The following is a 22,025-nucleotide window of genomic DNA, read 5'->3' on the forward strand; positions in this document are numbered from 1 at the left end:
GTACTGTATAGATGAATGTATTATTGCTTATAGAAATAATAAACCAAGAAAATCTAATATAGACTTTGCTGTAGAAGTAATTAATCAAATAGTAATGTACAAGAAAGCTTATATTTATATAGGCGATTTTGCTAATTATTTTGATAGAATAAATCATATGATTTTAAAAGAAAATTTAAAAAGAGTTCTTAATATTAATAGGGTACCTGAAGATTGGTTCAATATTTATAAATCAATTACCAGTATGGTTTTTATAAAAGGGACTTTTTAGAGACTTGTATAGGCAGAGAACGATATTTACGTTTACAAAAATGATAGAAGTTATTTTAGTAGTTTAAAAGATTTCCGAGACTTTCAAAAAGTACATAGAACAAACTATAACGATAAAAAATTTGGCATACCTCAAGGAACAGCAATTAGTACGGTATTCGCAAATATATGCTTTAGACTTTGATCTGAAAATGAAGCAGATTGTTGATAATCACTTTGGTATATATAGAAGATACTCAGATGATTTTATTCTTATACTTCCTATAAGAAAAGATATTAATGAATATCTTTATATCGAAAATGAAGTTAAATATCTAGGTGAAAATTATAAAATTGATATAAAATATAAAAAAACAAATACTTTTCTTTACAATAATTATGAAATAGTAAATTTGAATACTGAAAATATTGGTCAAATGGACTACTTAGGTTTCAATTTTGACGGAAGGAACGTTAGAATGCGCAGTAAGAGTGTTTATAAATTTTATCGTAAGGCGAAAAGACTTATAAGCTATGCGCAAAACCGAAAAACAATTGGAAACGATACCTTACCGTAAAAGTATTTATAGATTATATACAGATTTAGGAAAAACAAAAAAGGGACGTAATAGTTTTATAGATTATGCCAAAAAAGCACAAACAAAATTTGACATTTTTTCTCCAAATACTAATAATTTGATGTTGAAGCAAATTAATAATAGAAAAAAGAAAATTGAGAGATTACTTGGAATACAAATCCATACAAAAAGATAAGATAGAAATATTAGAGAAGTCATATTGTTTATTCTCTTTTTTAGTAATATCACTGATAGGGGGAGTGTATCACAAGTGATGAGGTTTATTTGAGTCACATTTTTAAGCGATTTTGAGCTGCCAACAGTCTATAAGTATTAGTAATAAGAATCAATATTGAAATCTTTATAGCAAGACAAGGACTATTTATAATTCTTTAGAAGTTGATAGAAATAAGAAAGTTATATAAAAATATATTTGTACCCAATTACAAGAGAATCTTCTTGCAAAGCAAACCACCCATTATACGGGTGGTTTTGTTTATTTATTCTTCACTATAAAAGTGATTTGCGATAGGTTCATAAATCGATTTTAAATTGTTTATCATTGTCGTGGAGCCACTAACAATATCTACAACATCACTGCTATTACATAGTAGATTATGTTCATTATAAATACACATATAAGGATTTTTTAATGCATTTTTTAAATATAAAAGGTAATTAATCAATTCAGATTTTCTAATACGCTTAATCGTTACAATTGCATAAATTTCTTTCTCATTAAACTCATTTTCTATTTCGATTAGTTCTTCTTTCCAGTTGTTTATTGAAATATACTTACCTATTCGAGTAGGTTCTTTAATTATTTTTGGAAAAACTGTTCCATAGTAATAGGAAAGATTAATACTGTAATCATCTTTAAAGAGTGTATTAACTATTTGACTAAGGTTATTTCGGTTAATATAGTCTATATCTAGTCTTAACCTATTTTCATTTTCTACTTGAAAAAAAGGATCAGGACCTTCATTTCTAAAGTTTATCTTTAAATTTTCTAACTGAATATTCAATATTATCCACCTATTCTTTTTAAGTTTGCATCATAAGTTCCACTTCTAGGTTTTTTCGTCCCTAAATTTTTCACTGAACTTGCACCTTCCCAAGCACCAGCAATATGGCAAGTTCTATCAATATTTATATATTTGGGATGTTTCTTTTAAATACCAATTACTTCAAGAAGTATAATTAGGGGATGAGTAACCTAATCTTTTTGCTGCATTAGCTACAGTTTTTGGATTATTATTATCATATTTGTAACTGCAGTTTTAAAATTATCTTCATAAATAATGTCATTAAATTCGATGATATATAATAGCTATTTAAAGTTTGTGATATTATAACATAAATTATTAATTAATTAATTTTGATTAATGTAATTTGAGGTGTTTCATGACTCTTACTCTGAAATAGTTTTCTTTCAATTTATTTTAGAGTATGTTTTTGACCAGTTCCTACTCATTAAAAAATTATTATTATCTATTTATAAATGAAAGTATTTTTGATAGATGTATTTTATATTTGAAGAAACATTGTTCATTATTTTTAAATCTTTAAAGAATTCCCAGTAGTTAGATTTGATTAAATAATATATTTAAAAAGTAGATTAAACTATCGCAAAATTGATAAAATAGTAATTAATAGAAGATAATTCGATAGGTGATAATGATGGGAAACTTGTTAAAGATAGAAAATATGCAATATTCATTAGAAAATCTTAATAATTCAGTGCAAAAATGGAAATCTTCCTCAGATGGTAAATATTTATTAACATATCCAACCGTTTATATAATAAATGATAAAAAACGTGGAAGTAATTTTGAGGTTTATGTTGGAGAAACAGCAGATATTAGAAATAGAACTAGACAGCATCTTAATGTAGATAGAAAAATGAAACCATTTTGGGATGATTTTTCTATATCCAATAATTCATCAATGTACGTTATAGGCCATGAATTGTTTAATAAGTCATTAACCTTAGATATTGAAAATAGATTAATGCAGTATTTATTAAGTGTAGATAATGTTTCTAGAGTTCATAATAGTAGAACAAATCAACAAAATGAATATTTTACTTCTGATAAGCTAGATGACATATTTTCTGATATTTGGAAGGCATTAAATAGAAAAAATAAATCTTTATTTCCAATTGAAAGTATTATTAAAGATTCAGCAATATTTAAAGCATCACCTTTTCATAAATTAACTCAAGAGCAAATAAATGCCAAAGAAGAAATATTAGATAAAATTAAAGAATCTGTTATTTCAAATGAGGAAGGACAATTAATAGTTGTTGAGGGTGAAGCTGGATCAGGAAAAACGGTTTTAATGAGTACATTGCTTTATGAAATTGGAAAATATAATTTAGATTTAGATAGAAATATAGATATTCATTTATTAGTAAATCATAATGAGCATGTATCTATCTATAATCAAATAGTCACTAAATTAGGAATATCTACTAAAGCGAATGACATTGTTAGTAGACCAACTAGATTTATTAATAGTCATTCAACAAATGAAAAAGTAGATGTTGTAATTGTTGATGAAGCACATTTACTTTTAACTCAAGGGAAGCAGAGTTATCAAGGTAAAAATCATTTAAATGATTTATTAGAAAGAGCTAAAGTAGTTGTTATTGTTTTCGATTTAAAGCAAGTACTTAAAACTGAACAAATATGGGAATTAGATAAGTTGAACTATTATTTTGATAGTGCAAAAATTAAGAATAATCATATCAGATTGAAAAATCAAATGCGTATTAATGGTGATGAAGCAACAGTTAATTGGATAAGAAATTTGGTGGATAATCAAAAGATAAGTAATATTCCATATGATAATAAGGGGTATGAAATTAAAATTTTTGATACACCAAATGAATTAAAAAAAGCCATAAACGATAAATCTCAAAATACAGATAGTGGTATATCAAGAATGCTTGCTACTTTTGATTGGCAATACAAAGAAAAATCCCCTGAGAATGAGGATTATTGGAGAGTGAAAATTGGTGATTGGTCAATGCCATGGAATTATCAGCTAAAAGTAAGTAGAAAACAGAAAAATTTGCCATGGCTTGAGCAAAATCAATCAATAGACGAAATTGGCTCAACATATACAATTCAAGGTTTAGACTTAAACGTTGCAGGAGTAATAATTGGACCTTCAGTAAAATATAGAGATGGTAGAATCATTTTTGATGAAAAAAGTAGTGCCAATAAAAAAGCTACACAACGAAGAACATTAGAAGATGGTTCAAAGCATTATTTCTCAGAAATGCTATTGAAAAATGAATTAAATGTTTTACTGACACGTGGTGTTAATGGACTATATATTTATGCAGTAGATGATCAATTAAGAGAAGTACTAAAAAAAGCGTCTAAAGGTGATAAAAATGGATAAAACAGAAGAAGTGCTAAAAGAAATCAATCGATTTAGGGATGAGCGTAACTGGAGACAATTTCATAATGAAAAAGATCTATCTTTATCAATAAGTTTAGAAGCAGCTGAATTACTTGAGTTATTCCAGTGGAAAGCATCTGAAGAGGTAGTGAATACTAACCAAGAAAGGTTAGCAGAAGAATTAGCAGATGTATTAATCTATAGTTATATGCTAGCAGATAACTTAGATTTTGATATTAATGATATTATTCGTAAAAAACTAGAGAAAAATGCTGAAAAATATCCAATAGATAAAAGCAAAAATTCGAAGAATAAATGCTAAGATCTATAAATTAAGGATATTAATATATAGTGAAATTTAAATTAAAAAGTAATTAAATTTTCAAATTTTACTTCTTATCATACTTAAATTTATATATTGGATATATTTGTTCTGAATAGACAATGTCATGACCATGTGAAGTGGTAATTAATTTAGGTTTAACTTTATCAATGATGCTTCCATTATTAATATTTTGTGTCATATCATAGGTGAATTTATTTATTGGTGGATGTAATGTTTCGGAATTCGTGATGAATAAATCTCCACAAATCAGCACATCATCTTCGTTGTGGTAGTAGATTACATGTCCTGGTGCATGACCGGGTGTTAAATAGTAAGTGAAAGGCATATTTAATGATGGTTGCAGTGGCTGCACTTTATGCGCAACATGTGTTGTTTCAACTTTGTTTTTATTTGGATAAGGTAATGTGCCATTAATGTAAGGTAATTCAAGTTCATGCGCGTACATCGGAATATTGAGTGCTTCAGTTATTATACTTGCGCCATTTATATGATCTAAGTGCCCATGTGATAAAAGAATTGCTTGAGGTGTACCAAGTAGTTGCGCTGTTTTTATTTGTGTATCAGCATAGAATGCCATTCCTGTGTCTATAATATATACATTATCTCCATTCACTACATACCATGTGTTGATAATAATTGGAATACCGACATTAGTTTCTACAGTTAATTTATAGATATGATTTGATATTTGTTTTAGTTCCAATTTCCCCGCCCCTTTGTAAAATTTGATATGATAAAAGTGTAAAATAGGATTATTTCTATCACAAGAAGGCACAAATAAGTAACTGGTTGATTATAGGAGGGAAACTATGATGTATACAACAATCAAGTATGGTAATTGTAATGCAGTGATTCAACGTGGATGTCCGATTGAAACCATTCTTCGAGCATTAGGTGGTAAATGGAAAGGCATCATAATTAGTGCACTTTATCATGAACCTCATTTTTATAATGCGCTACATAGAGATATACCAGGAATAAGCAGAAAAACATTAACAGAACAGTTGAATGATTTAATTTCACTACAAATTGTACAAAGGGAAGAAATGGATGATTACCAAAATAAGGTTAAGTATGCGTTAACACCAAAAGGGGAGGTCATCTATCCAATGATTCAAGAAATGACAAATATTATAAATACAGATTTATAGATATTAATTTAGTAGGGTAAACAACCGCATTATAAACTGAAAAGCACAAGATTATCACAAATAATAATCATAAGTTTCTTTACTGGTAAAAAACATAAGTATTTAGAGTGTTAGTTAATCCCGATATAATCAATAAAATCTCCCTTATTAACAAGGGAGATTTTATAGTTTCAAAAATTTATGATTCTACTTCTTCCATCTGAGCTTCAAACTCATCCAGCAATGCGAGTGCTTCGTCTGTCGAATGTGTCTGCATCAATTGATGTCGTAGTTCGCTAGCACCTCTCATGCCACGTACGTAGATTTTAAAGAATCTGCGTAAGGGCTTATATTGTCGATTTTCATCTTGGGTATATTTGTTGAACAATGCGAGATGTAATCTCAATAAGTCTAATAGTTCTTTACTTGTATGTTCGCGTGGTTCTTTTTCAAATGCATAGGGATTATTAAAAATACCTCTACCAATCATGACACCATCAATGCCATATTTTTCTGCCAATTCGAGGCCAGTTTTTCTGTCTGGGATATCACCATTAATAGTAAGTAATGTATCCGGTGCGATGTCGTCTCGCAATTTTTTAATTTCTTCGATCAATTCCCAATGTGCATCAACTTTACTCATCTCTTTGCGGGTACGGAGGTGTATGGATAAGTTTGCGATATCTTGTTCGAAGACGTGTTTTAACCATTCCCTCCACTCGTCTATATCATAATATCCGAGGCGCGTTTTAACACTTACCGGTAGACCTCCTGCTTTGGCTGCTTGAATAATTTCGGCTGCAGTTTCAGGTCGTAAAATAAGCCCAGAACCTTTACCTTTGCTTGCAACATTGGCTACTGGACAACCCATATTTAAATCAATACCTTTAAAGCCCATCTCAGCCATGCCGATACTCATTTCTCGGAAATGCTCTGGTTTGTCTCCCCAAATATGAGCGACCATAGGTTGTTCATCTTCACTGAATGTTAAGCGTCCGCGTACACTGTGCACACCTTCAGGATGGCAAAAGCTCTCAGTATTTGTAAATTCAGTGAAAAATACATCAGGTCGACCTGCTTCACTAACCACATGGCGAAAAACGATATCTGTCACATCTTCCATAGGTGCTAAAATAAAAAATGGACGTGGTAATTCACGCCAAAAATTTTCTTTCATAATATATTTAAACCTTCTTTTCTATTAATATATCGACTTTTTATACATGATGATATTACCATAAATTATAAAATTACAAAATGGTTGCTGATCAGTAATAACCTTTTGGAAGCAATTTCTTTCAATTGTATAAAAACGTATGATGACTATGATAATTTTACCAATGTAATGAGTAACAAACAATCGACTTTTTAAATTATTTAAAGTGATCAAAAATTTATGAATAATTGTAGTTTTACAAAAAAATCATAATGCAGCATCCCCATTAAGATATATGTGAACTATGGAAGCGCGCAACGATGAATTTTTTGATTGTAGAGAAGCTATAAGTATCGATTAATACAAAGTCTGACGATAAATTTATAATGGATTATTATTTCCTGGAAAATAGTTATAGAAAGAAATGAATGCAGATAATGTTTACTTGTAAATTAAAAAATTTTTATACGCACAAATTGACAAATGCATTTAATTTTAAGTCTTGAGTATCGTTATTTTGAGTGTAAAAAGATTTGTTTTATCATGTAATATAAGATAAATGATATATAGATTGATTACTAAAAGTTTAGAATTAGACTATAAAGGGAGTGTGTTTATGAATATAAAGCGATTGGATCATTTAGTGTTAACGATATCTAGTATAGAGGAGACTGTTGCATTTTATGGAGATGTATTAGGTATGGAAGTTATCAAATTTGGTGAAGATAGAACCGCATTGAAATTTGGTAATCAAAAGATCAATCTACATCAGAAAGATAATGTTATTAAGCCAAATGCTAAAAATGCAGTGCCAGGATCTGCTGACCTTTGTTTTATAACAGATGTTCCTATTGATGATGTAATAAAACATGTTAAAAGTTTGGGGATTAGTATAGAAATTGGTCCAGTAGAAAGAACCGGGGCATCAGGTGAAATTAATTCAATATACTTAAGAGATCCAGATGAAAACTTAATTGAAATCTCAAACTATAAATAATGGTATAGTTACCCTATTTTTGCTGTATATTTTTAATAGACTTTAAAATAAGTTTTTTAATCATAATTCTAATGCTTTTTCTCTCTGTAACATTAGAAACATCGTATTATTAGAAAAACAACCTTTTGTGTGATTAAGATTAATCGCTTTAACGCCAGGGTGTTGGTTCTAGTGTTATTTTTTATAAAAAATTTCGAGTAACTATATTGCTAGGATTATAAATTTGATGTGCACTATACATAGGTATTCGAACTAAAACATTAAACGAATCCATGAATTGTAGTCTTATTATTCTTTAAGGCTTACCTCGTTATAAAAACCACTGGAGTTTGACGGCTTCAGTGGTTTGTTTATTCATACTATAGTTGATATATCTATGAGAATTATCCCTTTTCTTTTTGTGTAATTATTAAAATAATAAATGCGATAATCATATAAAATGTTATTAGCCACATCACTGTATGATAATAGCTGATTATATTCGTAATTTGAGAAGTTATTAATACGATAATTGATAAACCAACTGGTCCACCTAGTTGGTGCATACTATTAGTCATGCCACTTGCAGCGCCTGCTATTTTATTATCGACTTTATAAATAGCAGCGTTAGTTAAGGGAGCAAGAATCCACCCTTGTCCAAGTCCTACAAATATCATTGGAAGTCCAATTGCTATCCAATAACCATTGGAAGGGTCAACGAATGCAGAAATAACTAAACCTATAATTAATATAAGTTGTCCTGCGAGTAATACACGTGTATTTCCGAATTTTTCTGTAATTACTGGTAAGTACATTGCAGCAATAAAGTTTACAATTGTTAGTGGTAAAAATCCAACACCTGCTTGTAATGGTGTATAGTGATAAATTTGCTGCATGATTTGAGGCAGTATAAACCAATAAGGAAGCATTGCCATCATAAATATAAATCTACCTATATATGCGCCGGAACGTACAGAATTTTTAAAAAGAGACAATGGCATTAATGCATAGTCTAATTTCTTTTCTAACCAAACAAAAGCAATGATAAGTATCAAACCTAAAATGATGAAAGATAATACATTATCTGTAATGCCATAAACCAAACTCATAGCTGCAACCACAGACAGAATGGCACCTAAATAATCTATCTTTACATGTTTTATTGGCGTTTGTTTAACATATAATAACGTTAAAATAATTAATAGAATTGTGAAGGGTACGTTAATTAAAAATCCTGAGCGCCAACTGATAGCACTTGTTAACCATCCTCCTAATAGTAAACCCACACTTGCACCTATGCCAGCTGTTGCCCCATAATAGCTGATTGCTTTGATACGTTTTTTACCTTCATACGTATCCATAAGAAGTGCAAGAGAAGTAGGAGCAATAATAGCAGAACCAATGCCTTGTATCGCTCTAAAAGAGATAATTTGATATTCTGTTTGAGAAATGCCAATTAATAAACTAGATATACCAAATATCATTAAGCCGATTAGAAATATTCTTTTACGCCCTAGAAGGTCTCCGAGTCTGCCTGCAAGTAATAAAAAACCGCCAAATGTAATTGTGTAAGCATTAGAAACCCAAGAGAGTGAAGCATTGTTCATATGAAGATCATGTGCTATTTTAACTGTACTTGTGAATATAATGGAATTGTCCATCAATATTAAAAAGTAACTGAATAAAATAATCGGTAATACAATACCGAATGTGTGTTTCGACATGTGTAAAAACTCCTTTAAATTAATAAAAGTATTATAATGTATGGAGTGGACTCCCGAGCAAGGCTATTTTATAAATTTTTTTCTACAATGAAATTAAATCTAGTTATTGAATTGATTTAGTTATGGAAGGGGTAGATATTATGAAAACGAAAGAAGTAGTAAAATTAATGGAAATTTCTCAAGATACGCTTAGATATTATGAAAAGGTCGGTGTAATTCCACCTGTTACGCGTGATAAAAACGGTTATCGTGATTATAAGGATAATGATTTAAACTGGGTTTATTTAGTAAAACACTTAAGAAGAGCAGGAGTTAGTATCGAGTCATTAGTAGAATTTTGCAGACTGGGTCAATTACCTAAAGACCAATATATACAAAATCAACAAAAACAAGTCTTAAATAATCAACTAGACGAATTAAATGAAAAATTGGAAACGGTTCTTAATGCTAGAGATTTACTGCAATATAAAATTGAAAATTATGATAATCATATTGCTAAAATTGAAGCGGGTGAAGTTGATGAGGAAAATATTGAACGACTTTGGGAAAAAGCTGTTAACAAATAGCTTGCCGTTGAGTTAACTCCATGGTATAAGATTTCAAATATAGGAGGTGCTTTCATATGAAAATGAGAGTATTAGGAAATTCTAATATACAAGTTTCAGCGATTGGTTTAGGCGCTATGGGTATGGATCATGCTTATGGTCCACAATCTGATAGGGATGAAATGAAAAGTTTACTTAAACGAGCTGTTGATTTAGGATGTAATTTTTTTGATACTGCACCTGTGTATGGTGAATCCAACGAAAGGTTGTTGGGCGAAGCATTTAAAGGTATAAGAGAGAATGTAATTATTGCAACTAAGTTTGGTATCACAGGACAAGAAAAGGTATCGAATAAAATTCAAAACAAACTTAATAGTAAACCTAATAGTATAAGACAACAAATTGATGGATCTTTAGAAAGATTGGAAACAGATTATATAGATTTATATTTTCAACACCGAGTTGATCCGGATGTAGAACCAGAAGAAGTAGCACAAACAATGAGTGAACTCATTCAAGAAGGTAAGATTAAAGCATGGGGCGTTTCCGAAGCACCACTTGATTATATTAAAAGAGCACATAGAATATGTCCAATATCTGCTATAGAAAACCAATATTCTATGGTATATAGAAAACCAGAAGATGAACTCTTTGAATTTTGTGAAGAACAAAATATAGCATTTGTAGCGTATAGCCCACTTGGAAATGGCTTCTTAAGCGGCAAATATTCTGACAATCAATCATTTTCTGATGATGATTTTAGAAGTGAAATGGGAAGATTTAAGCCTGAAGTAATGGCACAAAATCAAGCAGTATTAGATGAAATTACACAAATGGCCAAAGATAAAAATGTAACACCTGCACAAATTGTACTTGCATGGGAATTACACCAAAAACCATTTATTATTCCAATACCTGGTACGACTAAAATAGAACGTCTTAAAGAAAATTTGAAAAGTAATGAAGTAGAATTAAGTGAACAAGAACTTGATTACCTTAATCAAACTTTAGACAAACTTGATATTGATGAAACACATTTTTAAAAAGTTAGTAAATTGAAGAAAATACAGTATTAATTAATGCAAGTAAAGACGACAATTGTATTAGCTGAACATCAGGGAAAGCTTGTTCAATCAGTTTAGTAATTTAAATATAGTTTTAAGAAATTATTACATTTGTTAAAAAGGTCAAAGGGATAGTAGTAATGTAATCGATCAAGTGGTAAAACTAATTGGTTATGTAGATATCAGGGCCTAGGCACACGAGTTTATTAAATCTGAAGTTGTGCTTCTCTACAATCAAACATAAATTCACCAGTAAAGTTATTGAAAAAATATAAATTTAAAGAATCATATGATAAAACCACCTATTGCCAAGGTGGTTTTATTTAAAAATAGAATTAGTTAATTTTATTTAATGCATATTCAATCTCAAATTCACCATCTGTCATATCAAATGATTTATTTATCGTATTTTCATTTTCTAGTGAATTTAATATAGTTAATGCAACATTTTCTCTTGAAGTTGTATGATAATCAAGTTTATCTCCAGCAATGATTTTTCCATATCCATGTTCATCTGTTAAATGAGATGGACGGATAATTGTATAATTAAGGCCACTATTTTTTAACCACTCATCTGCGTAAAATTTTGCAATACTATAAGGGGCGAGTGCAGTATCTATCTTTGTATCATCTTCAAAATCATGAATTCTGTCGACATACATCCCACTTAGCATAATAAATCTATTCACGCCCGCTTGTTTAGCTGCTTCTATAGATTTCACAGCACCATCTAAGTCTATTTGAATCGTTTTATCAGTATCAGTATGACCACCAGATCCGGCAACAAATACAACTGCATCGACTTGTTGACTCATGTTTGCCAGTGACGAAATTGAACTTTCTAAATCTCCGATAATAGTTGAGATACCTTTTCGTGAAAAGAAATCCTGCTGACTTTCTTTTCGAATCATAGCAATGGGTGTATGATTTTTAGAATTTTGAAGTTTGTCTACTAGAATTTTACCAACTTTACCATTTGCCCCGATAACTAAAACTTTCATATGATATCTATCACCTTTCACAAAATTTATTTTATATTCCAAATCCACCATCTATACTGTAATTAGCTTCAGTCACCAATACGGTTTTATTTTGGAATACTTGTTTCATAGTCGTTCTCCTTTTCGAAAAATGAAAGTGAATTAAATTTATACCCCAATAACACTGACACGTTTACGAACGTAATCATTTTCTATAATTTCAACAAAAGCCATAGCAAAATCTTCATAGCTAATATAGCTTTCGCCTTTTTCATTAGTAAAATATTCTTCTCCACCGATAATGTATTTTCCAGTTCTTGCACCATCTATATCTAATTCAAATGCAGGTGTTACATATGTCCATCGTAAGTTTGAAAAAGAGCGTAGACGATTAAGATTAGCGCTCAATACTTTACCTAAAGGTTTAAGTTCGTCAGGGAAATCTGCTTGATCCATTACTTGTAATGAATGTGATTTATTGATATATAATGTTCCTGCACCACCAACCATCAATAATTTTGTTTCTGTACCTTCTAATAGGTTTGCTAAGTGTGATAAACCTGTTGTGTGGATATCAAAAGTTTCCTCAGTCCAAGCGCTCACTGCGTTTACTACTGCATCTAAGCCTGTTAAATCTGCTTTATTTAAGTTCATTAAGTCTTTTTCTAAAATTCGCTCAAAGTTATCATTTCTTTTTTGTCTAACAATTGCTGTAACCTCATGACCTTTTCTTTCTGCTTCTTTTGCAATTAGATTTCCAGCATTTCCATGTGCACCAATAACAGCTATTTTCATATTTAAAAACTCCTTTTATTAAAATTTATAGTTTATTTATTTTAAGATTGTAAAACTAAATTACTACGACGATTAAATAACCAAATCAATAATGCTAAGACATTAAGTGCGAGTCCCGTTGACATGATTCCGAGCCAACCTGAACTTGCCCAGATAGGTCCAGAAATAATGGAACCTATAGCGCCACCGATAAAATTGCCTACGACAATTGCAGTGTTTAAGCGACTTCTTTCAGTAACAGGTAAGTTGAATAGTCTAGTTTGTCCTAATACTAAAGCACTTTGTGTCGCGACATCTAAAATGATAATGACGATGATAATCGCAATAATTGAATTGCTGAACAATGCGCCAATCACTAAAGATAAGGCAATCAAAATAATAGATATACCAGTAACAGGGATAGACAATCCGCGATCATGAAAAATACCTGCTCGTTGTGCTGCTAGAGCACCTACTAAACCAATAAGACCAAATAGCCCAATTTGACTAACAGAATAATAAAATGGTCCATCAGACAATAAGTAGGTTAATGATGTCCAAAATAATGAAAAGTTAGCAAATATTAAAGCAGTTATCGCAAGTGTAGGTGGGACAACTTTATATTTTTTTACAGTATTAAAAACCGATAACAGTAATTTGATATACGATATTTGGTTATTTGTCGGTAATTTAGGTATAACTTTAAATAATACAATAGCGATTAAAATAATTAATATGCCTGCAATCCCAAAGACAAATCGCCAGTTGATTAAATCGGAAATAACACCACTCACAGTTCTGGATACTAAGATACCTGTTAATGCACCAGATGACACAATACCAACTACTCGACCACGACTATTTGAATCAGCGAGTTCACTAGATAATGGAATTAATAATTGTCCAGCTACGGTAGTCAATCCAAGTAAACCTAACAAGAGTAGTAAAAATGAAAAATTGGGTGCAACGCTTGCACCTATAAGCATTAATCCAGATAAACTCATTACTAATGGAATAAAAAGCTTACGGTTTAATACGTCACCTAATGGAACTAATAAAAACACACCTAATGCATAGCCCAATTGTGTAACAGTTACTAGAATGGATGCACTTGTCGGTGTTATATCAAGTGAACTAGCAATAACTTTAAAAAGTGGTTGAGTTAAATACAAATTGCCAATTGCTAAACCAGATGCAACAGCAAACAATAGCACCGTAAATCTACTTAACTTCCAATTCTTGTGCATAGCTTTAATCTCCTTTCATCCAATAAATAAGCTCGATATTTACAATATTGAGTATTTGAAGTAATATTACTTTAATACCTTCGAGTTACTCGAAGTCAACACTTAAAATAAAAATAAGGTGATAAATATGTATACAATTAAAGAAGCATCTAAAATTTTAGGGTTAACTGAGCACACATTACGTTACTATACAGATAAAGGATTAACGCCAAGTCTTATTAGAGATGAGAATAATAAACGATTATTTAATGACGCTTCATTACAATGGTTAGCAGGCGCAAAAAAACTCAAAACATGTGGCATGTCGATCGATAATATAAAAAAATATGTAGATTTATGTCTAGAAGGCGAATCAACAATTAATGAACGCTACGAACTCATTGCAGCTCAAAAAGAAGAAGTTCTAAAGAAATATGAAGAAATTAAAAAAATGAAAGAATACATTATAAATAAAGAGCAACACTACAGAGATATTATGGAAGGTAAAATAGAAGACGATACAAACCCATCATTGTGGGGAAATAGTGATAAAAAATTTGACTATATAGAAGTATAGTTTGTATAGATATGAAGATAATAGAACCAACAAATACTTAAACGTGAATAAGATGGACCGCTAATATAAAAAATAAGCGAAGTGCTTTGGCACTTCGCTTAATCAATTATTATTGAGATGAATCTGTGATTTTTAAAATAGTATCCTTATCTTTTGAAACATCGATTTGTTGAAGTATTTGATGTTTAATTTGATTGATCTTACCTCGTTTTAATATACTACTTGAAAAGTTCTTAGCTGAATATTGATTCCAATATTCTAATTCTGCGTATAGTTCATGACATGATTTCATGATATAACCACCTTTATAATTATATACAATAAAATAGCTCTTCAAATTAAGAAGAGCATTACATATCTTCTCATCTTTCAGTCTAAATACTGTTGGAATTAGCACATCGCAAATTAGCTGTTGCTGGAGCTTCTAAGGGCCAAATCCCTCCACTCACTCTTAATAAGAGAACTATTTTATTAAGATGATTATAACACAATATAAATGCTTTTGAATATTGACGTGTAGTAATTTTTAGATAAATTGAATTAGTGGTGTATTAAGGCAATATCTATTAAGTATTATACGAGACTGCCTTTTGATATAAAGCAATGTAATCCTGAGAATGACTATTTTTAATTGTTAAAAATATAAATATTTTGTGTTTCATAGTTCTGTTGATTAGATTAGTAAAAGTGAAGATTGACCACCTTAATATTAATCAATGTTTTAATTTTGAGGAAACCTATTAATACTATTAATTTATTTGTTAAAATAGTGTTAAGCAAAAAAATAAAACAGTCAAGGTGGGTTATGATGGGGCAATTGGTAAAGGATACATTGTCAGCGTGGTTGTTAATTGAATCTTTAAGTCCTGGTAAAGTAGATTATACAACTGAAGATGTTTTGTCATCAAACCATTTCAAAAATGGAAGGAAACAAACGAAACTTCAAAGTTTTAATGAATATTTTGATATATGGAACGATAATCGTTTTATTGTTTCAGATGAGAAGAAGAAAACTGGCAATATAATATTTAAATTCTATAGACATTGCTTTTACTATAATAAGATTAATCTGAAAATTCAAGATATTTTTAGTAATCATTCAGATATTTATAATCCTAGTACAAAGCATTGTTATGGTTATACTTTCAATACTGATGAAAAAGGTAAGGTCTTAAGTGATTCAATACATATACCAATGATAATGAGCGCTTTAAAAGAAATTGAAAAAAATAAAAACGCTGATATAGAAGAGCGATACAATGATTCAGTAAATAAATTTCTGCAGAAAGTAAAAGAAATTTTAGCAGATGAGCCTATTAATGAACAAAAACTAGAAAAAATGGATAAAGCATACGATACGTTTTTCTCAGTACTACATTCAACAAATGACGGCTTGTTTGAACATTATGTAACAATCGATTTCTTGAATAATTATAATTCTCCGCAACCAGAATTTAATAGTTTCTTTATAAGTGATATAGAAGAGGCAAGAAAAAATCCAAGTGACGCTTTAATAAGTTATATAGAAGGAGTTGATGATAGTCAACGTATAGAAGTTGATGAAAATAAAGAAATTATTGAGAAATTTTTGCATCCTTCACAATTACCTGATGGACGCTGGCCTTCACAAACTGAGCATAGATTATCTCTTATGCAACAGCTCGCTGTGAATCGTATTACGAATACAGATGCAAATATTGATTCAGTTAATGGACCACCTGGAACAGGGAAAACGACTTTATTAAAAGATGTTTTTGCACACTTTGTTGTTGAAAGAGGTAAAGAATTAGCTAAACTGAAAAATCCTAAAGATGCATTTGAGAAAACTAAGTTACATGAAACAGATGAAAGAGATGTTTATCTTTTAAAAGAGAATATTTCAAAATATAAGATGGTTGTCGCTTCTAGTAACAATGGTGCAGTTGAGAATATATCTAAAGATTTACCAAAATTGGAAGAGGTTATTAGAAATCCTGAAAAATGCAAATTTCCAGAATATGAAAAGAGTTACGCAGAATTAGTGAAAGAGTTAGGTCAATTTGCAGGGATTGCTGAAGGTTTAATCGGCGAAAAGGCATGGGGATTATTTTCAGGTGTATTTGGTAAAAGTAAAAATATTAATGAAGTACTGGACCAACTGTTGAAACAAGATGATGAAAATATCGGTTTTGCAAAATTGCTAAAAAACGAAAATAATAATTTGAGTTATTTAGAATTGATGAAAGAGTGGAAAAAACAACAAAAATTATTTTTAGAAGAACTAAATAATGTTGAAAACTTGAAAAAAGAAGCAACAAAAGCATTTGATGTATATAAAGACTATGAACAATATTTAATTGATGAAATTTCACTGGAAAGTGAAAAACAAACAATAAAGAAACAATTAGAAAAAACAAAACTTGAAGTAGAGAATGGTAATAAAAAATTAGAAGATTTGAATAATCAAATTAATTATAATGATAAGCAATTGGGTATTATAAGTGACTTAATGCAATCTATAAAGGCAAATAATAAAGGTTTAATCAATAAATTGAAAGCTTTAATCAATGCTGAAGAAGACAGTCAATTTCAGGAATATAATAAAGAACAACAAGAGTTATTAACAAAAAAGCTGAACTTAGAGAGAACTAAAAATTCAATACAAGAAGATATTACTGATAAAAACACAAAACAAGAATCTTTAAATCAGCAACTAATAAAAGTTCAAAAGCATTTGGCAAGTATTGAATATAAAGTACAAGACTTTGAAACGTATTGTGTCGACTCTAAATTCACGATTCCCTCTAAAGATTTTTGGAATGAAAATAATTATGATTCAAGACAAATCTCAAATTTATGGACAAGTGATGAATTACAGTATAGAAGGGCAATGTTATTCCTAAGATCAATGATTTTACATAAATTGTTGTTAATAGCTAACAATACAACTATTTATTATGGTATCAAGGATTTTAAGGATAGACGAAGGTTGATAGATGCAAAACCTGAGGTTGTATATAATGCATGGAATGTGATGCACTTGATATTTCCAATTGTCAGTACAACGTTTGCTAGTTTTAAATCTATGTATCAAAGCATACCACAAAATTTTATTGATCATTTATTTATAGATGAAGCGGGACAAGCAATTCCCCAAGCAGCAGTTGGTGCTTTGAATCGATCTAAGCATATGGTGGCTGTAGGGGATCCTATTCAAATAGAACCTGTTGTTACGTTAGAAAGTCATTTGATAGATAATATTCGGAAAAATTATAATGTTCCAGAACGTTTAGTATCAAAAGAAGCATCGGTGCAAGCTATAGCAGACAATGCCAATCGTTATGGATTCTGGAAAAAAGATGCTACTGAGGAAGATCAGAAGACGTGGATAGGAATTCCATTATGGGTGCATAGACGTTGTTTAAATCCTATGTTCTCAATTGCTAATCAGATAGCTTATAACAATAAAATGGTGTTACCTAGCGACATTGAAAAAGTAGGGAAAACGGGTTGGTTTAATTCGAGAGGGACTTCATTGCAAAAGCAATATGTGAAAGAACATGGTGAAAAAGTATTAGAATTGCTAGCTAATGATTGGAATGAAGCAATCAAAAATGGAGAGATGGAACCGAATTCTTTTGTGATTTCTCCATTTTCTGCAGTCCAAAATCAAATCAAGCAATTAGTAAAATCTAGATTGCCTCACAAGACTAATATAGAACGGGGAACAATTAGTCGATGGGTGAATAAATCTATAGGTACTGTACATACTTTCCAAGGGAAAGAAGCACAGAAAGCATACTTTGTAGTTGGTACTGATAATACACAAGACGGTGCTGTAAACTGGTCTTGTGAGAAACCTAATTTATTGAATGTAGCAGTAACAAGGGCTAAAAAGGAATTCTATGTTATTGGTGACCTTCAAAGAATACAATCTAAACCGTTTTATGAAATTATATATAAAGAAAAGAATATTGATTAAGCATATATTTGATAAGTGTATAAATCAGGCTTAATGGGAGATGAAATGATGGTTGAATTAGTTGATAAAACATGGATTAAATTTTATAGAAAACTTGCTAATAGATTACTTGATTTTCGTGAGCAGCGAGATCAACTAATTAATAATATAAAAAGAGTATATGAACTTGCAGAAATGAAACTACCTACGCTAGAGCGAGATAATAATATAATGGATATAGATCCATTTACTGTTTTTTCATTGTTTAATAAAAGTTCTATGAGAGTATCTAATAAAATTAAAATTGCTAAATATTTAGCTGAAATTTTAAATGTAGAGGCAGATATACCGACTAGTTTTGAGAGTATACCCACAGTTAATAATATGGGAGCTACATTCTATTATTTTGTTGGAGACCGAGAAGAAGATGATATAGATGAGTTATGGTCGTTGTTTGAGGCAGCATTAAATTATTCTAATGAGAATAATGAGTATCGTGCTAATCAATTTATTCACTATTTTGATCGAGTGATTTCCAAAAAAGGAATAGGCAATAGTAAGTTAACAAGTGGTTTGTATTGGATATCTCCTCAAACATATGTGAATTTAGATAAGCGCTCAATTTGGTATATTTATGAGTCTGGTAAAATCCCAAACGAACTAACGAATCAAATGCCAAAATTTACATATTATTTAAGCGGTAAGGATTATTTAAACATTATTAAAATATTAAACGATTATTTATTTAATGCACAAAAAGAATTAATTGATTTTGTTGATTTCAGTTATGAAGTTTGGCGGTATTCAGAAGAAATAAAAAAACAAAAAAAAGAATCTAGTATTAAAGAAGTTGAAACAACTGATGCGGATAAGGATATCGAATCGAAAGATTATTGGATTTTTTCACCTGGGTCTCAAGGAGTAAATTGGGAGTTGTTTTATGAAAAAGGCATAATGTCTATTGAATGGAATGAAATAGGTGATTTTTCAATATATAGCAATAAAGAAGAAATAAATAGTAAATTACAGGAAGTACATGCTAATGACAGAAATTATACCAACATAACAAATGCAATATGGCAATTCACTAATGAAATGAAAATAGGGGATACAGTTTATGCAAAAAGGGGACAAAATACAATTCTAGGTTGGGGGATTGTCACTTCCGACTATGTTTACAATTCCGATAGCCAATTTAAAAGTATTCGCTATATCGAATGGCAGAATAAAGGTATTTGGCCAATTTTTATTAAACCAGCGAATAAAACATTAACTAAAATTACGCCCTATAATGAATTTGTTAAAAAATTAAATTTACTATTCGAACAAGATGATGTAGAGAAAATTGAAACACCGGATACAGTTTATCCAATTTATACAGATTATGATTTTTTAAATGAAGTTTTCATAGAATCAGATGATTATTTTAAACTCGTTCAGTTAATTAAAATGAAAAAAAATGTCATTTTGCAGGGTCCTCCGGGTGTTGGTAAAACATTTGCGGCAAAACGTTTAGCGTACTCAATGATGGGATGTAAAGATAAAGAAAGAGTAAAAATGATCCAATTTCATCAAAGTTACTCATATGAAGATTTTATTATGGGTTTTCGACCAACAGAAAAAGGTTTTGAACTCCGTAACGGCACATTTTACAATTTTTGTAAGCAGGCGGAAATAGATAGTGAAAATGATTACTTCTTTATCATAGATGAAATTAATCGTGGAAATCTAAGTAAGATATTTGGGGAATTATTTATGTTAATTGAGAATGATAAACGAGGATCAGAATTGGAATTACTTTATGCTGATGAAAAGTTTTCAGTTCCCAAAAACCTCTATATTATTGGAATGATGAACACAGCGGACCGAAGTCTTGCCATACTTGATTATGCACTACGTAGACGATTTGCATTTTACAATATGATGGCATCATTTACTACTAAAGGTTTTAGGTCATATCAAGAGATGTTAGGAAATGAAAAATTTGATTCACTAGTTCAATGCATTCAAAATTTGAATGCAGAAATCATGGTTGATGATACTTTAGGGGAAGGTTTCGTAATTGGCCATAGCTACTTTTGTAATTTAGTCAATACAACAGACGATGTATTATCTAATATTGTAGAATATGAAATACTGCCTTTACTTAATGAATATTGGTTTGATGAGCAGTCTAAAGTTGATTTGTGGGCTGAAAAGTTAAGGGATTCGATAAAATGATAGAGATTAAAAATATCTATTATATGTTATCGTATGCTTTTACTATTTTAAAAGAAAATGGTTATAAAGAAGTATTAACAGAACAGTTTAATAATTCTACTGAATTATATACGGAAATTTTAGTAAAAGGAGTTTCCAATCAAATTAAACGGGGTCTACACTATGAATATGTCGAACAACAAGAGTCACTTACAACGCTTCGCGGTAAAATTGATATTTCACAATCGATTAGAAATCAAGATTTTATGAATAAAAAGCTCAGTTGTACATATGATGAATTCTCTAAAGATAATTATATGAACCAAATAATTAAAACAACAATGTTGTCATTATTAAAAAATAGAATTACAAAAAAGCAAAAAAAGAACATCAAAAACTTACTAGCATATTTTGAAAATATTAAAATACTAAATATACGTACTATAAATTGGAATTTACGTTTTAGTCGAAATAATAAGACTTATAAAATGTTGATATCTATTTGCCAATTAATTATAGAAGGTTTACTTCAAGATAAAAGTGAAGGAAGTAAACAGCTTATGGATTTTATAGATGAACAACGTATGTCACGCTTGTATGAAAAATTTATATTTGAATATTACAAACAAGAATTTCCTCAATTATCAGTGACAGCATCACACATTCCTTGGAGTTTAGATAACAACGAAGCGAAAATGTTACCAAGTATGAAAAGTGATATTATGCTTTCTTGTAATAATAATTACTTAATTATAGATGCTAAGTACTATACTAAATCATTACAAAGCTTTTATGATACATATAAAATTCATTCAGCGAACCTTTATCAAATTTTTACATATGTAAAAAATCAAGATATGAATTTAAAGGTAAAACAAGCGAAGGTTTCAGGAATGCTATTATATGCGAAAACAGATGAAAAAATAGTGCCAAACAATAAATTTCAAATGAGTGGCAATCAAATCAGTGTTACTACATTAGATATGAATACAGATTTTTTTCAAATTAAAAAGCAATTGAACAAAATTGTAAAAGAGTATTTTGATATTTAGTATCAAAATACTCTTTTTAATATATGCTCTTGTAATAATTACAAAATGCATAATGATGTAAAATTAGACACATTGGACTTTTTGATTCTATCACAGAT

The 22,025-nt window shown here is 29.9% G+C and carries 19 protein-coding genes, 2 pseudogenes and 1 riboswitch; of the genes and pseudogenes, 12 read left to right on the forward strand and 9 right to left on the reverse strand.

Features of this window, described 5'->3' with window-relative positions:
* Nucleotides 1-271, forward strand: a pseudogene (locus MHZ36_RS05975) (RNA-dependent DNA polymerase); the annotation flags it as partial.
* Between the two features lie 512 nt (nt 272-783).
* Nucleotides 784-1,023, forward strand: coding sequence for a hypothetical protein (locus MHZ36_RS05980; RefSeq protein ID WP_239230273.1), 240 nt, complete (start codon nt 784-786; stop codon nt 1,021-1,023).
* Nucleotides 1,024-1,327: 304 nt separating this feature from the next.
* On the opposite strand, the gene MHZ36_RS05985 is transcribed toward MHZ36_RS05980, so the two are convergent.
* Together MHZ36_RS05985 and MHZ36_RS05990 are read right to left on the reverse strand one after the other, a co-directional pair.
* Nucleotides 1,328-1,852, reverse strand: coding sequence for a hypothetical protein (locus MHZ36_RS05985; protein ID WP_239230275.1), 525 nt, complete (start codon nt 1,850-1,852; stop codon nt 1,328-1,330).
* A gap of 2 nt (nt 1,853-1,854) precedes the next feature.
* Nucleotides 1,855-1,995, reverse strand: a pseudogene (locus MHZ36_RS05990) (toxin C-terminal domain-containing protein); the annotation flags it as partial.
* 512 nt (nt 1,996-2,507) lie between these two features.
* Between MHZ36_RS05990 and MHZ36_RS05995 the strand changes: the two are divergent.
* Both MHZ36_RS05995 and MHZ36_RS06000 read left to right on the forward strand, forming a co-directional pair.
* Nucleotides 2,508-4,238, forward strand: coding sequence for a DUF2075 domain-containing protein (locus tag MHZ36_RS05995; protein ID WP_239230277.1), 1,731 nt, complete (start codon nt 2,508-2,510; stop codon nt 4,236-4,238).
* Nucleotides 4,231-4,560 carry a nucleotide pyrophosphohydrolase gene (locus MHZ36_RS06000; RefSeq protein ID WP_239230582.1) on the forward strand — a complete coding sequence of 110 codons (330 nt, stop codon included), beginning with the start codon at nt 4,231-4,233 and terminating at the stop codon, nt 4,558-4,560. Before MHZ36_RS05995 ends, MHZ36_RS06000 begins: the two co-directional genes overlap by 8 nt.
* 67 nt (nt 4,561-4,627) lie before the next feature.
* Here the strand turns inward: MHZ36_RS06000 and MHZ36_RS06005 are convergent, their stop codons facing one another.
* The gene (locus MHZ36_RS06005; RefSeq protein WP_239230278.1) at nt 4,628-5,287 is read right to left on the reverse strand and encodes an MBL fold metallo-hydrolase; all 660 of its coding nucleotides are present in this window, start codon (nt 5,285-5,287) and stop codon (nt 4,628-4,630) included.
* 106 nt (nt 5,288-5,393) lie between these two features.
* Between MHZ36_RS06005 and MHZ36_RS06010 the strand changes: the two genes are divergently transcribed.
* Entirely contained in the window at nt 5,394-5,735 is a 342-nt protein-coding gene (locus tag MHZ36_RS06010; RefSeq protein WP_239230280.1) for a winged helix-turn-helix transcriptional regulator, read from the forward strand.
* A gap of 178 nt (nt 5,736-5,913) precedes the next feature.
* Here MHZ36_RS06010 and MHZ36_RS06015 read toward each other — a convergent pair whose 3' ends face one another.
* Entirely contained in the window at nt 5,914-6,891 is a 978-nt protein-coding gene (locus MHZ36_RS06015; RefSeq protein WP_239230282.1) for a tRNA dihydrouridine synthase, read from the reverse strand.
* Between the two features lie 595 nt (nt 6,892-7,486).
* Here MHZ36_RS06015 and MHZ36_RS06020 point away from each other — a divergent pair.
* The gene (locus MHZ36_RS06020) at nt 7,487-7,867 is read left to right on the forward strand and encodes a VOC family protein (protein WP_239230284.1); all 381 of its coding nucleotides are present in this window, start codon (nt 7,487-7,489) and stop codon (nt 7,865-7,867) included.
* A gap of 383 nt (nt 7,868-8,250) precedes the next feature.
* Here the strand turns inward: MHZ36_RS06020 and MHZ36_RS06025 are convergent, their stop codons facing one another.
* Nucleotides 8,251-9,570 (reverse strand): MFS transporter, encoded by a 1,320-nt coding sequence (locus MHZ36_RS06025; RefSeq protein ID WP_239230286.1) that lies wholly within the window; start codon nt 9,568-9,570, stop codon nt 8,251-8,253.
* 140 nt (nt 9,571-9,710) lie between these two features.
* Here MHZ36_RS06025 and MHZ36_RS06030 point away from each other — a divergent pair, with 140 nt between their 5' ends.
* Nucleotides 9,711-10,136 (forward strand): MerR family transcriptional regulator, encoded by a 426-nt coding sequence (locus tag MHZ36_RS06030; protein ID WP_239230288.1) that lies wholly within the window; start codon nt 9,711-9,713, stop codon nt 10,134-10,136.
* Nucleotides 10,137-10,192: 56 nt separating this feature from the next.
* A complete protein-coding gene (locus MHZ36_RS06035) occupies nt 10,193-11,158 on the forward strand; it encodes an aldo/keto reductase (RefSeq protein ID WP_239230290.1) in 966 nt (321 codons plus the stop codon).
* A gap of 356 nt (nt 11,159-11,514) precedes the next feature.
* On the opposite strand, the gene MHZ36_RS06040 is transcribed toward MHZ36_RS06035, so the two are convergent.
* The 3 genes from MHZ36_RS06040 to MHZ36_RS06050 all read right to left on the reverse strand — a co-directional run bounded on the left by MHZ36_RS06040 (nt 11,515) and on the right by MHZ36_RS06050 (nt 14,180).
* A complete protein-coding gene (locus MHZ36_RS06040) occupies nt 11,515-12,180 on the reverse strand; it encodes an SDR family oxidoreductase (protein WP_239230292.1) in 666 nt (221 codons plus the stop codon).
* A gap of 147 nt (nt 12,181-12,327) precedes the next feature.
* Nucleotides 12,328-12,954: an NAD(P)-dependent oxidoreductase gene (locus MHZ36_RS06045; protein WP_239230294.1), complete on the reverse strand. Its 627-nt coding sequence runs from the start codon at nt 12,952-12,954 to the stop codon at nt 12,328-12,330.
* Nucleotides 12,955-12,995: 41 nt separating this feature from the next.
* Complete coding sequence (locus MHZ36_RS06050) at nt 12,996-14,180, reverse strand: MFS transporter (protein ID WP_239230296.1); 1,185 nt, start codon at nt 14,178-14,180, stop codon at nt 12,996-12,998.
* A gap of 127 nt (nt 14,181-14,307) precedes the next feature.
* Between MHZ36_RS06050 and MHZ36_RS06055 the strand changes: the two genes are divergently transcribed.
* Nucleotides 14,308-14,736, forward strand: coding sequence for a MerR family transcriptional regulator (locus tag MHZ36_RS06055; RefSeq protein ID WP_239230298.1), 429 nt, complete (start codon nt 14,308-14,310; stop codon nt 14,734-14,736).
* 109 nt (nt 14,737-14,845) lie between these two features.
* Here MHZ36_RS06055 and MHZ36_RS06060 read toward each other — a convergent pair whose 3' ends face one another.
* On the reverse strand, nt 14,846-15,028 hold the full coding sequence (locus MHZ36_RS06060) for a hypothetical protein (RefSeq protein ID WP_239230299.1): 183 nt from the start codon (nt 15,026-15,028) through the stop codon (nt 14,846-14,848).
* Between the two features lie 67 nt (nt 15,029-15,095).
* A riboswitch (SAM riboswitch) is annotated at nt 15,096-15,197 on the reverse strand.
* Between the two features lie 347 nt (nt 15,198-15,544).
* On the opposite strand from MHZ36_RS06060, the gene MHZ36_RS06065 reads away from it, so the two are divergent.
* The 3 genes from MHZ36_RS06065 to mcrC are packed head-to-tail and all read left to right on the forward strand — an operon-like array spanning nt 15,545 to nt 21,927.
* Complete coding sequence (locus MHZ36_RS06065; RefSeq protein ID WP_239230300.1) at nt 15,545-18,697, forward strand: DEAD/DEAH box helicase; 3,153 nt, start codon at nt 15,545-15,547, stop codon at nt 18,695-18,697.
* Nucleotides 18,698-18,745: 48 nt separating this feature from the next.
* Nucleotides 18,746-20,896 carry an AAA family ATPase gene (locus tag MHZ36_RS06070; RefSeq protein ID WP_239230301.1) on the forward strand — a complete coding sequence of 717 codons (2,151 nt, stop codon included), beginning with the start codon at nt 18,746-18,748 and terminating at the stop codon, nt 20,894-20,896.
* Nucleotides 20,893-21,927 (forward strand): 5-methylcytosine-specific restriction endonuclease system specificity protein McrC, encoded by a 1,035-nt coding sequence (gene mcrC, locus MHZ36_RS06075; protein WP_239230302.1) that lies wholly within the window; start codon nt 20,893-20,895, stop codon nt 21,925-21,927. Before MHZ36_RS06070 ends, mcrC begins: the two co-directional genes overlap by 4 nt.
* Nucleotides 21,928-22,025: the final 98 nt, after the last annotated feature.

The organism is Staphylococcus sp. ACRSN (genome assembly GCF_022346615.1).
Lineage (GTDB): Bacteria > Bacillota > Bacilli > Staphylococcales > Staphylococcaceae > Staphylococcus.